This is a genomic window from Streptomyces sp. 35G-GA-8 (assembly GCF_023534745.1).
In the GTDB taxonomy this organism is placed as follows: Bacteria; Actinomycetota; Actinomycetes; order Streptomycetales; family Streptomycetaceae; genus Streptomyces.
Window position 1 is genome coordinate 389,439 of record NZ_JAMHJQ010000001.1, and the last position, 14,312, is coordinate 403,750.

Annotated in this window: 14 protein-coding genes; 7 read left to right on the forward strand and 7 right to left on the reverse strand. The window is 73.1% G+C overall.

From position 1 onward, the window contains the following. Nucleotides 1-80: 80 nt before the first annotated feature. From M1203_RS01680 to M1203_RS01695, 4 genes are all read right to left on the reverse strand, one after another. Complete coding sequence (locus M1203_RS01680; protein WP_249947626.1) at nt 81-323, reverse strand: hypothetical protein; 243 nt, start codon at nt 321-323, stop codon at nt 81-83. Between the two features lie 96 nt (nt 324-419). Beyond that, nucleotides 420-803 (reverse strand): hypothetical protein, encoded by a 384-nt coding sequence (locus tag M1203_RS01685; RefSeq protein ID WP_249947627.1) that lies wholly within the window; start codon nt 801-803, stop codon nt 420-422. A gap of 91 nt (nt 804-894) precedes the next feature. Further along, a complete protein-coding gene (locus tag M1203_RS01690; RefSeq protein ID WP_249947628.1) occupies nt 895-3,123 on the reverse strand; it encodes a phage holin family protein in 2,229 nt (742 codons plus the stop codon). Between the two features lie 132 nt (nt 3,124-3,255). Continuing rightward, on the reverse strand, nt 3,256-3,660 hold the full coding sequence (locus M1203_RS01695) for a hypothetical protein (RefSeq protein ID WP_249947629.1): 405 nt from the start codon (nt 3,658-3,660) through the stop codon (nt 3,256-3,258). 227 nt (nt 3,661-3,887) lie between these two features. On the opposite strand from M1203_RS01695, the gene M1203_RS01700 reads away from it, so the two are divergent. Next, the gene (locus tag M1203_RS01700) at nt 3,888-4,679 is read left to right on the forward strand and encodes an MBL fold metallo-hydrolase (RefSeq protein WP_249947630.1); all 792 of its coding nucleotides are present in this window, start codon (nt 3,888-3,890) and stop codon (nt 4,677-4,679) included. Next, a complete protein-coding gene (locus M1203_RS01705; RefSeq protein WP_249947910.1) occupies nt 4,679-5,344 on the forward strand; it encodes a VTT domain-containing protein in 666 nt (221 codons plus the stop codon). The genes M1203_RS01700 and M1203_RS01705 overlap by 1 nt, the downstream gene beginning before the upstream one ends. A gap of 79 nt (nt 5,345-5,423) precedes the next feature. Here the strand turns inward: M1203_RS01705 and M1203_RS01710 are convergent, their stop codons facing one another. Further along, on the reverse strand, nt 5,424-6,641 hold the full coding sequence (locus tag M1203_RS01710; RefSeq protein ID WP_249947631.1) for an aminotransferase class I/II-fold pyridoxal phosphate-dependent enzyme: 1,218 nt from the start codon (nt 6,639-6,641) through the stop codon (nt 5,424-5,426). 172 nt (nt 6,642-6,813) lie between these two features. Between M1203_RS01710 and M1203_RS01715 the strand changes: the two genes are divergently transcribed. The 4 genes from M1203_RS01715 (at nt 6,814) to M1203_RS01730 (ending at nt 10,636) form a co-directional block, all read left to right on the forward strand. Then, the gene (locus tag M1203_RS01715) at nt 6,814-8,322 is read left to right on the forward strand and encodes a bifunctional phosphatase PAP2/diacylglycerol kinase family protein (RefSeq protein WP_249947632.1); all 1,509 of its coding nucleotides are present in this window, start codon (nt 6,814-6,816) and stop codon (nt 8,320-8,322) included. A gap of 124 nt (nt 8,323-8,446) precedes the next feature. Next, complete coding sequence (locus M1203_RS01720) at nt 8,447-9,241, forward strand: VOC family protein (protein WP_249947633.1); 795 nt, start codon at nt 8,447-8,449, stop codon at nt 9,239-9,241. A gap of 94 nt (nt 9,242-9,335) precedes the next feature. Further along, nucleotides 9,336-10,145, forward strand: a complete 810-nt coding sequence (locus tag M1203_RS01725) for a methyltransferase domain-containing protein (protein ID WP_249947634.1) — start codon at nt 9,336-9,338, stop codon at nt 10,143-10,145. 128 nt (nt 10,146-10,273) lie between these two features. Further along, nucleotides 10,274-10,636 carry a VOC family protein gene (locus tag M1203_RS01730; RefSeq protein ID WP_249947635.1) on the forward strand — a complete coding sequence of 121 codons (363 nt, stop codon included), beginning with the start codon at nt 10,274-10,276 and terminating at the stop codon, nt 10,634-10,636. Nucleotides 10,637-10,701: 65 nt separating this feature from the next. Here the strand turns inward: M1203_RS01730 and M1203_RS01735 are convergent, their stop codons facing one another. After that, nucleotides 10,702-11,616, reverse strand: coding sequence for an arginase family protein (locus M1203_RS01735; RefSeq protein ID WP_249947636.1), 915 nt, complete (start codon nt 11,614-11,616; stop codon nt 10,702-10,704). Between the two features lie 97 nt (nt 11,617-11,713). Beyond that, nucleotides 11,714-12,292, reverse strand: a complete 579-nt coding sequence (locus M1203_RS01740; RefSeq protein WP_249947637.1) for a GNAT family N-acetyltransferase — start codon at nt 12,290-12,292, stop codon at nt 11,714-11,716. Between the two features lie 144 nt (nt 12,293-12,436). Here M1203_RS01740 and M1203_RS01745 point away from each other — a divergent pair, with 144 nt between their 5' ends. Then, nucleotides 12,437-14,272, forward strand: a complete 1,836-nt coding sequence (locus M1203_RS01745) for an acyl-CoA dehydrogenase (RefSeq protein WP_249947911.1) — start codon at nt 12,437-12,439, stop codon at nt 14,270-14,272. The last annotated feature ends 40 nt before the right edge of the window (nt 14,273-14,312 follow it).

Consider the following 14,312-nt stretch of genomic DNA (forward strand, 5'->3'; position numbering starts at 1 on the left):
GAGCGTGACGGGAGCGCCGGACGGCCGGCCGCGCGGTGGCGGCCGGCCGTCGTCAACAGCGCGCGAGGGCGCGGGAGATATTACTGAACGGTACCGCGCTCACCTCGTTCCTCGTCCTTGGCACGTCGGCCGACCGGGCGCGGGTCGAGGGAACGCCGCTCGGCGAGGCGCCGGTCGGCGGTGGCGATGGGTTCGGAGTCCCACCCGGAGTCGTCCGAACCACCGCCCGGACTCGGGGCCCGTCGACGGAGGTTCGACGCGTCGGAGCGCGCGGCCTCGGCGCGGATCATGGCGTTGAGCGCGGCGAAGGGGTCAAGCGGCATGGCTGTGTCCTCACGGTGAGAAGGTGCTGATGAATGCGACTGCTCTGGTCCGAAAGGCACTTCAGGGCCCCGCGAGGCACTGAAGGGCCGGACCTGTCAGCAGCGCAGCACCACACAGCGCGTGATGACCGGAGTGCGCGGCGGCCAGACCGGGGCGCACCGTCCGGCGTAGGGAACCGGTACCCGCTCACCGATCAGTCCGCTCTGGGTCAGGGGCTGTTGGGGCTCCCTGCCCGTCCGCTCGTTCCTGGCCGGGGCGGACTGCTCGGACTCGGCGGTGTCCTGGTGTCCCTCACCCGCCGGGTCCCGGGAACCGGACGCGGGCGGCAGGGACTCGGCGTCCCGCATCGCCGCCGAGGACGGCGCGATCGACATGCCCAGGAAGGCGATCAGCACCAGCACCGCCACCAGGGCGGCCCGGCGCGCGGCGGCGGCGCGGGCAGCCGCGGCGCGGGTGGGAACGGACGTGGCACGCTTCATGGGCACGACCTCCTGGACAACGCACCTCTGCCCAGAAACACACGCGCGCCGTCCTGCTACCGGCGGAAACCGCTCACACGGGGGACGCGACCTACGCCGAGTCCCGCTCCTCCTCGGCGGTTCGTGCCTCGTCGGAGCGCGCTTTCGCCACGGAGAGGGACACCGTTCCCAGCGGTACCTGCGGTCCGCTGCCCTCCCTCAGCCACCGTCTGAGCACCCGGTGCACCCGCTCGGCGCCCACGAGTTCACCGCTGTCGGGGACCGGCGCGGAGAGCACCAGCGGTGACAGCAGGAAGGGCCGCGACTGCTCGCCGCCGAGCCCGCCGTGCGAGCCGATCTGTTCCTCGAAGGCGTGCACGCGGCCCGTCGCCGGGTCGTACATCGAGTTGACCATGATGTCGGCGACATGCGGGAAGGAGTCGGTGCGCCGTACGGCGTCGGCCGCGCCGGGACCCATGCCGGCGAGCGGACCGCTGTCGTCGAGCGCGTCGACCGGCACCTCCGCCCCACCGGGGCCGAGCACCACCGATCCGTGTTCCTCGCTCCGTACCAGCAGGAAGCCGATCCCCGGATGGCTGGCGAGGGTTCGCAGCAGCGCGGGATGGCGCCGGTCGATCTGCTCGCGGCTCATCCGCTCCGGCACATCGGGGAACGAGATCAGACCGAGGTTCCCGGACGCGAGCACGACCGGGTCGGAGCCGTGCGCGGGTTCCTCGCCCGCGCCCTCGGGCTCCGGCCGGTGCAGCGCGCCGCGGACGGCGTGCCTGGCCGCCTCACGCGCCTCCGCGCCGCTCTTCGTACGCTCGGCCCGGCGCGACACGGGCAGTCCGCAGCCGGCCCTGACGAGGTCCTTGAGGGTGAGTCCGTACGCGCTCTCGAAGGTCTCGCCGGGGCTCTGCCCGTGGTCGGAGAGCAGCACGATCCGGTACGTACGGGGTGCGTGCTCGGCGGCCCTGGCGATCAGTCCGACCGAGCGGTCGAGCCGGGCGAGGACCCGCTCGGCGTCCCGGCTGTGCGGTCCCGAGTGGTGGGCCACCTCGTCGTACGCGACGAGGTCGGCGTAGACGGCGGTGCGCCCGGCCAGCATGTCGCCGATCACGGCCGTGACCACCACATCGCGCTCGACGACGGTCGCGAAGGCCCGGATGAACGGGTAGAGCCCGCCCCGGCCGACCCGCGGCCGGTCGCCGCGCAGCCGCGCCCGGGTCGATTCACCGATCTCGCGGCCGACATCGGCGACGAACGAGACCGCCGTACGAACGGCGTTGGCGGGGTCGGAGAAGTAGGCGAAGTAGCCGGCGCGGGAGCGGTTGGCCCTGCCGCGCCGCGCGGCGATCGACAGCACCAGCGCGAGTTGGTCGGCGCCGCCGCTGAAGAGATTGCCGCGGCTGGCGCCGTCGAGGGTGAGCAGGCCCCCGTCGTTGGTGCGGCCGATGGCACGGCGCTGGAGTTCGGCGGCGCTGGCGGGCCGGTTGCTGACCATGATCCGGCCGGTGTCCTTCTCGTACCAGCGGAAGGCGGGGACATCGTGGTTGGAGCCGTGCAGGATGCCGAGCTGACTGGCGCCCGTCTGGCTGGACCAGTCGGTGCGCCAGGGCGTGAGCCGGTGGGTCGGCCGGGGACTCTCGGGCGGGCCGGCCGTCAGGCCGTCCGGAGATATCGCAGCCGGGGCGCGCGCCGGGCCGGTCTGCGTGGCGCACCCGCCGTCCGGGTCCGGTGGCGGCACGCCCAGCCAGCCGGCGACATGCGGCATCACCCCGGCGGCGACCGCGTCCAGCAGCACCTGGTGCCCGACCCCGTCGAGTTGCAGGAACATCGTCCCGGGCGGTCCGCCGCGCCCGCCGTCCTCGCCGCTCCTGCGCCGTCGCCGGTCCGCGAGACGGGAGAGCCGGCGCCGGTAGGCGTCGTCGTCGCCGACCGCGAGCGCCGTCGAGGTCGCGGAGGCCACGGCGGACATCACGGCCGCGACCACCACGGCCGTCTCCGGATTGGCCGCCCCGCGCCCGTCGGGGATGAGCCGCAGCGCGATCCACAGCAGCGAGCCGTTGAGGAAGAACACCAGCAGACCGAGGACCAGCGCGGGGACGAGCAGCAGGGCGCGTACGAGCAGGGGCCAGACCAACGCGCTGAGCAGCCCGAACGCACCCGCGCCCCAGGCCGCGGTGAGCGCGATCCTGGTGATGCTGTCCTGGTTGTCCGACTGAAGCTTGAAGTCCGGCAGGATCCCGGCCAGCGCGAGCATCGTGAGCGTGGAAACCGCCCATACGATGATCACCCGCAGCAGGGCTCCGCCTGTCGTACGCCACCGCCCCTTGAACACGTCGCTCCGTCACCTCACGTCCAGGCCCGTACGCACTCACGGGCTCGGGCCCGTCCGTCGGATCAGGCCGTCGGCCCAGCGTCGCACAGAGAGCCCCGGATTCACGCGGGGTATCGGAGGTCTCACGGCGGGTCAGCAGCCGTCGTACCCCGCCGTCGGCATCGAGAGCCTGCGATGGACATCGGCCTTCATGGCGGCGTCGTACAGCGGTTCGTCGAGTCCGACGGTCTCCAGCGGCACGCCTCTGCGCGCGCACTCCGCGGCGAAGGCGGGTACCGAACGGAACGCCCGTTCGAGAACACGCTCGTTCGCCGCGACGAAAAGATCCACCAGACCCGCCTCGACATCCGCCCACAGTCCGCAGTGGTCGGGGCGCAGCCCGTACAGGAGCAGCAGCCGGCTGACGAGGTACCCCTTGTCCTCGGCCCAGCGCGCGCACATCGTGTGCTGGCCACGGGTGTCCACGAGGAAGGGGTCGCTGTCCAGCTCCTCCAGCGGCGTCAGGCTGGCGATCACGGCCACTCGTACCTCACGCATGCCTGCCCCCGCTCCCCGGCACTCGTCTCCGTCCGCAGACCCTACTCGGCGCGCGCCCCCGCGAGGCAGGCGCGTGCCCGGCGGTCAACGGCGCGCGACCAGCGCATCCGGCTCCGCCCGCGCGGGTATCCGCCGTACGCTGAGCACCTGGGCCTGATCCGAACGACAGGCCCGGGACGGGCCCGGGGCGGGAGCGCGGTCCATGGGCGGACGGAGCTGAGGTCGGGTTGGGAACTGTCATCACCTGGTGGGGTCATGCCACCTGCACGGTCGAGGACTCCGGGGTACGGGTGCTGACCGATCCGGTCTTCGTCCGCCGGCTGGCCCATCTGCGCCGCCGGCGCGGTCCGGTACCGCCGCCCGAGGCGTCCGTCGCCGATGCCGTGCTCGTCTCGCATCTGCACTCCGACCATCTCCATCTGCGCTCGCTGACCAGGCTCGCGCCCGGCACCCGGCTGATCGTGCCGCGCGGTGCCGGGCGGTCGGTGCCGGGGCTGCGCAGGCTGGACGCCCGCAGAAACCCCTCGGGACTGCGGATCACCGAGGTTGCGCCTGGCGACGAGGTGGAGATCGGGGCGCTGCGGGTACGGGCCGTCCCCGCGCGCCACGACGGACGGCGGCTGCCGGTCGGACCGCACCGCTCCCCCGCTCTGGGCTTTGTGATCAGCGGCGCCTCACGGACGTATTTCGCCGGGGACACCGGACTCTTCGACGACATGGCGGACGCCGTGGGCCCGGTGGATGTGGCGCTGCTGCCGGTGGGCGGCTGGGGGCCGCATCTGGGGCCCGAGCATCTGGACGCCGGCCGGGCGGCGCGGGCGCTGGCCGAGCTGGCGCCGAGCGCGGCGGTACCGGTGCATTTCGGTACGTACTGGCCGATCGGTCTGGACGGGGTCCGCCCCCACGAGTTCTACGCGCCGGGCGACGAGTTCGTACGGCACGCGGCGCGGCTCGCGCCGAAGGTCACCGTCCATCTGCTGCGCCACGGCGAGAGCGCCCGGCCGGAGGCCGGCCTGTGATCGACCGGCTCCTCACACAGCTCGCGGAGCTGCCGCCCGAGTCGACGCAGCAGGCCGTCGGCTATCCGTCCGTCTTTCTGCTGGTGGCGCTGGGCGCGCTGGTGCCGGTCGTACCGACGGGGGCGGTGGTGAGTTCGGCGGCGGTGGTGGCCTTCCATCAGACCGCGCCGCTCGCCATGCTCTATGTCTTCCTGGTGGCGTCGTGCGCGGCCTTCCTCGGTGACATATCCCTCTACTGGCTGGGGCGGCGCGGTGTCGGCTCCAGGAACGGGTCGCGCTGGCTGGCGGCGATACGCAGACACGCCCCGCCCGAACGGCTTGAGCAGGCGCAGACGAAGCTGCGCGAGCACGGCGTGACGGTGCTGGTGCTCTCCCGGCTGGTGCCCGCCGGACGGATTCCGGTGATGCTGGCCTGTCTGCTCGCGGAGTGGCCGCTGCGCCGGTTCGCGCGGGGCGATGTGCCGGCCTGTCTGGCCTGGGCGGCGACGTACCAGCTGATCGGGGTGCTCGGCGGCTCGCTCTTCGACGAGGCCTGGGAGGGGGTGCTCGCCGCGGTGGTGCTGACGCTGCTGCTCAGCGGCGCCCCGGCGCTCTGGCGCAGACTGCGCGGGCCGGGCCGCCCGGAGAGCCCCGGGAGCCCGGACTCGGAGGGCAGGCCGACCTAGGTCGTGTCCGACTCGGCGGGCGCGGGGGTCCGAGCCGGCCCCCGACCCGCTCGTCCCGGTCCGCCTCGTCCTGGTCCCCTCAGCGCAGTTCGTCGAAGACCGCCACGAAATGGTCCAGCGCCCGTACGACATGCGGCAGTTCCAGCGGCGCCGCCGCGGTGAGGGACTTCAGCCGCTGTTCCGGAGTCGCCCCGAGCAGCGGTCCCGTCGGCAACCGTACGCGCAGCGCCCCCAGTTCGTCCCCGAACCGGTGGCCGCCCGGTACGGGCACCTCCAGGCGACGGCTCAGATGGTTCTCCAGCTCCATGGAGTCGGTGACACCCAGCCGGGCCAGCTGTCCGCGCAGCGGTCCGAGGTCGGCGTAGAGATGCCGGCCCGCCCGCGGCACCACGGCGAGGGCCCCGGAGGCGAGGACCACCTGGTGGGCGGCGGCGGCCAGTTGCCCGTGCAGCGCGGCGGTGGCCCGCGTCCTGGCCGTGACGGCGTCCGGCTCGTCGAGCGCGTGGGCGGCGGCAGCGGCGACGGGCCCCGCGACCAGCGCCCCGAGCGCGGTGAGGATGTCGAGCGTCCTGGCGCGCAGCGCGATTCCGGCGTCGGCGGCCGGGTAGCGGGCGACGGCCATCGGCCAGGCGGCCGGGAGCAGCGCGCCCGCCAGGTCGGAGAGGACGACGACCTCGTCGGGCCACATCTCGGCCGGGCTGAGCAACACCGTCTCGTGCGGCCGGTGCAGGGTGTCGCGCCAGGTCTCGTCGCTGACGATATGCAGCCCCTCGCCGACCGCGGCCTCACAGGCCTCACGGACCAGTTCCGGCGGGGCGACCGCGGCGGTCGGGTCGTCGGCGACGGAGAGCAGCAGCACCCGTGGCCGGCCGCCCTCGGCCCGTACCCGCCGTACCGTCTCCAGCAGGGCGAACGGGTCGGGTACGCCGCCCGCGTCCGCCGCGGCCGGCACATGGTAGGCGGGCCTGCCGAGCAGCCGGGTCTGCGGGGTCCAGGAGGCGGGGCACGGCCGGGGCATCAGGACGTCCCCGTCGTACGCGGCGAGCAGCGCGAACAGCAGGGGTTGCGCGGCGGGCGCGGCGACCATGTCGTGGGGAAGGGTGCGCAGGCCGCGCCGCGACCAGTAGCCGGCCGCCGCCTCCCGCAGGACCGCGTCACCGCCGGGCGGCTGCGGCGCGGTGTGTCCCGCCGCGCCCGCGCACTCGACGACCAGCTCGGGCAGCGCGGGCAGCCCCGCGTCGGGGGCGGGCGGGCCGAACCGTACGGAGCCCCGGCCCTCGGGAGCCGTCCGCCGCATACCGTCACCTCCCGCAGTCGCCGTCCGCCGGGGTCCCTTGCTCTGACCCTTTATACGGAGGTTTGACATACACCGCTCTCCGGGCTCCGTCCGGCCGGACGCTCCGGGGCCGTTCGGCCCGCTCCCCCGGACGGGCTGCTTGAGGCGACCGCTCGCGGGGTACCCGCGTTCCATGTCAGAGACCTCTGGGAGCTACGGCCAGGCCGCCCCGGGCACCCGTGCCCGGATCACGGCGCTGCTCGACAACTGGGACGAGCGGGTCTTCCGTTCCGTCGCCGACCGGCGCTGGCCGGGCGCGGGCCCGGTACTGCCCCGGCTGAGCCGGTCCGCCAACCACGGACTGCTCTGGTTCGGCGCCGCCGCGGGCATCGCCGTGCTGGGGCGCGGGGCGCGCTCGCGCCGGGCGGCCCTGCGGGGCGCGGTGTCGCTGGCGCTCGCCTCGGCCACCATCAACACCGTGGGCAAGCGGGCGGTACGCCGGCAGCGGCCGCTGCTCGATGTCGTCCCGGTGATACGGCGGCTGAAACACCAGCCGTTCACCACCTCCTTCCCCTCCGGGCACGCGGCCTCGGCCGCCGCCTTCGCGACCGGGGTCGCGCTGGAGTCGAAGGGCTGGGGCGCCGTCGTGGCGCCGGTGGCCGCCGCCGTGGCCCTCTCCCGGGTCTATACGGGGGTGCATTATCCGAGCGATGTGCTGGTGGGCGCCGCGCTCGGGGTGGGGGCGGCCCTCGCGGTACGCGGGATCGTGCCGACCCGTTCCCAACTGCCCTCGCCGGGACGTCCGTACGCCGCGGCACCCGAGCTGCCCGGCGGCCGCGGTCTGGTGGTCGTGGTCAACCTGGCCTCGGGATCGTCGGACAGCGCCGCACTGGTCCGGGACGCGCTGCCGCACGCGGACATCGTGGAGTGCGCTCCGGACACGGTGGACACGGAGCTGGCGAAGGCGGCGGACCGCTGTGTGGCCCTCGGTGTCCTCGGCGGCGACGGCACGGTCAACCGGGCGGCGGCGTTCGCCGTACGGCACGGACTGCCGCTGGCCGTCTTCCCCGGCGGCACGCTCAATCACTTCGCGTACGACCTGGGCATCGAGAGCGTCCAGGACACCTGCCGGGCGCTGACGGCGGGCGACGCCGTACGGGTCGACCTGGGGCGCTTCACCCCCGGGCCCGGCGGGGCGGCGACGGGGCACTTCCTCAACACCTTCAGCCTGGGCGTCTACCCGGAGCTGGTACGGGTGCGGGAGCGCTGGGCGCCGCGCGTCGGCGACTGGCCCGCCGGAATCCTCGCCGCGCTGAAGGTGCTGCGCGGTGAACACCAGCTGGAGGCCGAGTTCGAGGGCAGGCACCGGGCGCTGTGGCTGCTGTTCGCGGGGAACGGCATCTACCAGCCGGTGGGACCGACCCCCGGCCACCGGCTCGATCTGGCCGACGGTCTGCTGGACGTACGGATCGTCCACGGCGGCAGGGCCCCGGGGCTCCGGCTGCTCGCCGCCGCGCTCGCCGGGCCGCTGAGCCGTTCGCCGGTGCACGCGGCGGAGCGGATGCGGCGGGTCCGGATCGCCCGGATCGCGCCCGGTACGCCGCTCGCGTTCGATGGTGAAGTGGCCGAGGCCCCCAGGGAATTGACACTGGACAAGGCGGCGGAGGCGCTGACGGTCTACCGGCCGAAGGCACTGCTGTAGCCGGCCGCTCCAACGGGACCACGGGTCATGGCCCCGGAATCCCGGTGGACGGGCGATGTGGCGTATGAACTCACCCGGGAAGCCTGGAAAGGTTAGGCTCGCCTAACCGACCTGGGAGGCAGTGTTGAGAGCGCAATCCGCCATCGAATCAACGGAGTTCGAACAGCCCGGTGACGAGCAGCCGGAGTTCGACCATCTGGTGCACTGCGTACCGGACGTCGAGGCCACGGTCCGGCGCTATACCGAAGCCGGACTGCCCGCCCACGCCAACCCGGAGTATCTGGGCTATCGCAACGGCGCCTGGCGGCTGGACACCCGCTATATCGAGCTGTCGAGCATCGTCAACCGCCTGGTCTTCCTCGACTCGCCCTACGGCAAGGCCATGAGGAGTTGGCAGCCCCGGGCCGACGAACTCGTCGCGCGCGGCGGCGGCGCGCTCACGTTCTGCGTCCATGTCACCGACGCGGGCGACACGGCGGAGCGGCTGCGCGCGCGGGGGCACGGGGTGGAGCTGCTGACCTTCGCCCGCGAGGGCTCCCCCGTCTCGTTCCGCGAGGCGCTACTGACGGACGGCCCGCCCTGGGCGCCGTTCTTCGTGACCTACGAGCCCGACCGGCAGACGATTCTGGCCAAGTACAGCGCGGGCCGGGTCAACCGGGGCCCGCACGACCTCGCCGGGATCCTGGTCGAGACCCCCGATCCGCGCGCCTCGGCGGCCTGGCTGGGCGAGCTGCTCGGCATCCCGCCCGTGGCGTCGCCCACGGTGGTGCCGCTGCCGCTCGGCCAGGTGCACTTCACGGAGGGCCCCGCCGACGCGATCACCGCCCTGCTGCTCTCCGGGGGCGGCCCGCCGACGACAGTGATCGACGGACTCGCGGTACGGCCGGTGGAATCGGTCGCCGGATCGGGGCGGACCTGAGCATGTCCGCACTGTCCGCATAGCAAGACGCGGGTCTCATCATGCGACATCACGGCGTACGGTGGCGGTACCACGTCACGAGAGGGAGCCCGCCATGCCGAAGGAGACCGCGGTCTACACCCATGGGCATCACGAGTCGGTACTGCGCTCGCACCGCTGGCGCACCGCCGCCAACTCCGCCGCGTACCTCCTCGCCGAACTGCGGCCGGGCCAGGACCTGCTGGATGTCGGCTGCGGCCCCGGGACCATCACCGCCGATCTGGCCGGGCTCGTCGCCCCGGGCACGGTCACGGCCGTCGACGCCGCCGAGGACGTCCTCGGCAGGGCGCGGGAGGCGACGGCCTCCGCCGGCAGGGACAATGTCCGCTTCGCGGTCGCCGATGTCCACGCCCTGGACTTCCCCGACGACTCCTTCGACATCGTCCACGCCCATCAGGTCCTCCAGCATGTGGGCGATCCCGTACAGGCGCTGAGGGAGCTGCGCCGGGTGTGCCGGCCCGGTGGGATCGTGGCGGCGCGCGACGCGGACTACGGCTCGTTCACCTGGTTCCCCGACGTACCGGCGCTGGACGGCTGGCAGGAGCTCTACCGCCGGGTGGCGCGCGCCAACGGCGGTGAGCCGGACGCCGGGCGGCGGCTGCTGTCCTGGGCGCGGCGGGCCGGTTTCACCGACATCACCTCGACCGCCACCACCTGGTGCTTCGCCACCCCCGACGAGCGCGCGTGGTGGGGCGGGCTGTGGGCGGAGCGCACGACCGCCTCCGGCTATGCCGCGCTGGCGGTCGACGGCGGTCATACGACACAGGAGCGGCTGGCCGGGATCGCCGGGGCGTGGCGGGAGTGGGGCGCCGCCGAGGACGGCTGGTTCATGGTCCCGCACGGGGAGATCATCTGCCGGGTATGAATCCGGTACGCCCGCGACACCCGGCCCGGGACACCCGGCCCGGGACACCCGAGCCGGGGACGCACGCGCCCACCCCCGGCCGCCCGAATCGATCACGTGTCCCGGCCGGGCCAACTACCCTGATGCCCATGGAAATCCTGGGAACCACGTTGCGCATCTGCGTCGACGACCTGGAGACCTCGGTGGTGTTCTACGAACGCCTCACCGGAAGCCCCGCGCTCCGCTTCGAGCGCGGTGGGGTCTCCGTCGCCGCCGTCGGCTGCTTTCTCCTCATGTCCGGCCCCGCGTCGGAAATCGATGTCCTGCGCAAGGTCACGGCGACGATCGCGGTCAAGGACGTCGACGAGGCGATCACCGTCCTCACCGGCGTCGGGGCGCATATCGTCGCGGGCCCGGTGCCGACGCCCGTGGGGCGCAATGTGATCGCCCTGCACCCCGACGGCTCGGTCTTCGAGTACGTCGACCGCAAAGCCGTCCCGACACCGGGCTGAGCCGGCGGGCTGATCCACCTGGCCGGTCGACAGGGCTGATCACGCGGGCCGGTCAGCCCGGCCGGTCAGCCGACGGCCGGGGGCCCCTCGCCGGTGAAAGCCCCCACCACCAGATCGGCGAGCAGCGCCCCCGCCGTCCCGTCCGGGTCGAGGTCCGGGTCGTAGATGGTGACGTTGAGACCGACACAGCGCTCGGAGCTCACCAAGGTCCGCAGCAGTACGGAGAGTTCGTCCGGCAGCAGGCCACCGGCGTCCGGGCTGTCGACCGCGGGCATCACCTCGGGGTCGAGCACATCCGCGTCCAGATGGACCCAGAACCCGTCGGTGACCGGCGTCTCCAGCGTCTGGAGCACGGCTCCGGCCAGCTCGGCCGCGCCCCACTCCCGTAGTTCGCCGACCGTCACGGTGGGGATCCGCAGCCGGGCCAGCTCCTCGCGGTCCTCGTCGTAGTCCCGGATCCCGAAGAGCCGTACGTCCTCGTCCCGCAGATACGGGCGCAGTCCCTCCAGGTCACTCAGATCCCGCTGGCCCCGGCCGGTGCCGATCGCCAGTTCCTCACCGCCCGCCGCGCCGATGTTGTCGGAGTTGCCCGCGTGCCGGAAGTCGGCCGAGCCGTCGATGGCGGCGAGCCCGTACCGTCCCATGCGGCGCAGCGCGAGCGAGGCGCCCAGCTGGATGGAGCAGTCGCCGCCCAGCACGAGCGGGAAGTCCCCGGCCCTGACATGGTGTTCGATCCGGTCGGCGAGCCGGGGCGTGTACGCGGCGATCGCCGCCGCGTTGAAGACTCCGTCACCCTCCTGCCAGTCGCCGCGGTCGTAGCGCGGCGGCACGACGACCCCGCCCTCGAACGCGCCGAGCCGCTGGACGATCCGCTGCTCGCGCAGGGCGCCGGCGAGTTTGTAGCAGCCCGGCACGACACCGGGGGCCGGGGGCCGCAGCCCCAGGTTGGAGGGCGCGTCGATCACCACGATATTCCGCATGCGCACCATCCTCACCGCCGTGGGGTCGATCCTCAATTGAGTTCGCGGACAGCGAGAACGGCGGGACGGCGGGCCGCCGGACGGCCGCTCGGCGGGCCTACCCGGTGACCGTGCGTGCCGGGCGGGACGGGTCCCGGTCCACCATCTCCGCGGTGATCGCCCAGCGTTCGTGGTCGCGCCACGCGCCGTCGATATGGAGGAAGTCCGGCGAGTAGCCCTCCAGCCGGAAGCCCGCGCGCCTGACGAGCGCGAGGGACGCCGTGTTCGTGGGCCGCACATTGGCCTCCAGCCGGTGCAGCCCCAGCGGGCCGAACGCGTGCCGTACGACCAGCCCGAGCCCTTCCGTCATCAGGCCCCGGCCCGCGGCGTGCGCGAAGGCGCCGTATCCGATCGCGCCGCTCCGGAACGCGCCGTGGACGATGTTGTTGATATTGACGAAGCCCGCGATCCCGCCGTCCTCCCGGGCGCAGACGAGATAGCCCTCCCTCGTGGGGTCCTCGGTGAACCGGCCCGCGTAGGCGGCGTACCCCGCCGCGTCGGTGGGCGGGAACAGCCAGGGGCCGTGCAGCTCCCGGCTCTCGCGGGCACGCGCCGTGAACTCGTCGGCGTCCTCGTGCCGGTACGCGCGGACGAACGTGCGGGATCCTTCGGCGAGCCGTTCGGGAAGGTCGGGCATCGCGCCAGCCTAACGTGAGCGTGACTCGGACGATCATGGTGGCTCGGAGACGGGTCCACCAAACGTTCCCGGCGCCCCGGCCCTGCGTGTTGATCATCACATCGGACGTGACTGTTCGCTGGGTTAGCGTTCCGCCCTGTGACTATGGTGACTTCCGCTTCTCCCCTTCCTCCTGTCCAGAACTCCCCGGCCGTCGCCGCGCTGACCAGGGCCCTCTTCGGCGAACGGTTCGAAGAGATCCACCAGCCGTGGCGAAAACTCTTCAGTACCGGGCCGTTCCGTTTCCGTGAGGGGCTGACACCGCGGGAGCGTGCCGCGCTGTCCTATGAGCGGCTGCGGCTCGTCAATGACACGATCGACAGCCCCGAGGACCTTGTCGTCGACGTGGAACGGCTCAGCGCGCTCCACGAGTGGGCCGGCCCGGTGGACGCCGGATTAGCGACAGTGGCGAGCATTCACTACAACCTCTTCCTCGGCAGCCTCCTCGACCACAGCCCGGACGGGGAACGCGACCTGCGGGCCTTCACCGAACTGCGGCGCACGGGTACGTTCCTCTGTACCGAGGCCGGACACGGCAACAGCGCCTCCCAGATGGAGACGACCGCCACCTTCGACCCGGCGACCGGCGGCTTCGTCCTGCACACACCGTCACCGGCCGCGGGCAAGTTCATGCCGAACACCAGCTCCACCGGCGGCCCCAAGACCGGTGTCGTCGCGGCCCGGCTGATCACGGACGGCAAGGACCGGGGCGTCTTCCTGTTCCTCACCCCGCTCAGCGACGACGCCGGGGATCCGCTGCCGGGGGTGGAGATACGCAGGCTGCCGCAGACGGCCACCAGCCCGGTGGACCACTGCGTCACCTCCTTCGAGAACGTCCGGCTGCCCCATGACGCGTTCCTCCAGTCCGGCCATGGACGGCTCACCCGGGACGGCGTCTTCAGCAGCGCGATCGGCAGCCCCCGCAAGCGTTTCCTGCACTCCATAGGGCGGGTCACCGCCGGCAAGCTCTGCATGAGCGCCTACAGCCTCGGGGTCACCCGCCACGCGCTGGCCGTCGCCGTACGCCATTCCCACACCCGGCACACCTCCGGTGTCACCGCCGGCGGGAGCGTGCCGCTGTTCGCCCATCGCAGCCATCACACCCCGCTGCTCGACGCCCTCGCCACCACCTACGCCGCGACCCTGCTGCACCGCACCGCCGTACGGCAGTGGACCGAGGCGACGGAGGCGGAGCGTGAGGACGGCGAGCGTCTGGCAGCCGTCGCCAAGGGCTGGATCACCTGGCGGGCCCGCGCCGTCATGACGGAGTGCCGCGAACGGTGCGGCGCCCAGGGGCTGTTCCTCGCCAACGGCATCGCCGGCCAGCTGACGGCCAACGAGGGGACCATCACCGCGGAGGGCGACAACCTGGTCATCTGGGTCAAGGCGGCCGGGGAGATGCTGCTCGGGCACTTCACCCCGAAGGAGCCGAGCGCCCTCGCCCCCGAGGACCGGGAGCTGACCGATCCGGCCTTCCTCCAGGACCTCCTGGCGGACATCGAGAGCGTCTGGCATCAGCGGGCCAGAACCCGGCTGCGCGCGGGCAAGGCCGGCGACCCGCTCAACCGGTGGAACGCGACGGTCACACCCGCCCTCGAACTGGTCGACGCGCACGCCCACCGGCGGGCCGCCGAGGCGCTGCTGACCGCCGCCGACGACGAGTCCGCCGAGCCGATGGCGCGGTATCTCCTGAGCACCTTGCACCGGCTCTTCGCGCTGCGCCGGATCGCCGCGCACAGCGGGGATCTCCTCGCCGAAGGGCGGCTCACCGCCGACCAGGTGAGACGGCTGCCCGACGCGGCGGAGGACGCCGTCGTCGCGCTGGCTCCGCATTCCCAGGCGCTCATCCACGGCTTCGCGATCGCCGAGGAGGTCCTGCTCGACCACCCGATCAGCCATCCGGAGTCCATGGGCCGGGGTCCGGAGGGCCACCGGGACTGAGTGACCGCCACCGACCGCCACCGTCACCCCGGACCGGCCC

Bases quoted from the DNA above. Each gene is read 5' to 3' on its own strand.
- M1203_RS01680 (WP_249947626.1), bottom strand. From the start codon at position 323: ATGCCGCTTGACCCCTTCGCCGCGCTCAACGCCATGATCCGCGCCGAG.
- M1203_RS01685 (WP_249947627.1), bottom strand. From the start codon at position 803: ATGAAGCGTGCCACGTCCGTTCCCACCCGCGCCGCGGCTGCCCGCGCC.
- M1203_RS01695 (WP_249947629.1), bottom strand. From the start codon at position 3,660: ATGCGTGAGGTACGAGTGGCCGTGATCGCCAGCCTGACGCCGCTGGAG.
- M1203_RS01710 (WP_249947631.1), bottom strand. From the start codon at position 6,641: ATGCGGCGGACGGCTCCCGAGGGCCGGGGCTCCGTACGGTTCGGCCCG.
- M1203_RS01715 (WP_249947632.1), top strand. From the start codon at position 6,814: ATGTCAGAGACCTCTGGGAGCTACGGCCAGGCCGCCCCGGGCACCCGT.
- M1203_RS01725 (WP_249947634.1), top strand. From the start codon at position 9,336: ATGCCGAAGGAGACCGCGGTCTACACCCATGGGCATCACGAGTCGGTA.
- M1203_RS01730 (WP_249947635.1), top strand. From the start codon at position 10,274: ATGGAAATCCTGGGAACCACGTTGCGCATCTGCGTCGACGACCTGGAG.
- M1203_RS01735 (WP_249947636.1), bottom strand. From the start codon at position 11,616: ATGCGGAATATCGTGGTGATCGACGCGCCCTCCAACCTGGGGCTGCGG.
- M1203_RS01740 (WP_249947637.1), bottom strand. From the start codon at position 12,292: ATGCCCGACCTTCCCGAACGGCTCGCCGAAGGATCCCGCACGTTCGTC.
- M1203_RS01745 (WP_249947911.1), top strand. From the start codon at position 12,437: ATGGTGACTTCCGCTTCTCCCCTTCCTCCTGTCCAGAACTCCCCGGCC.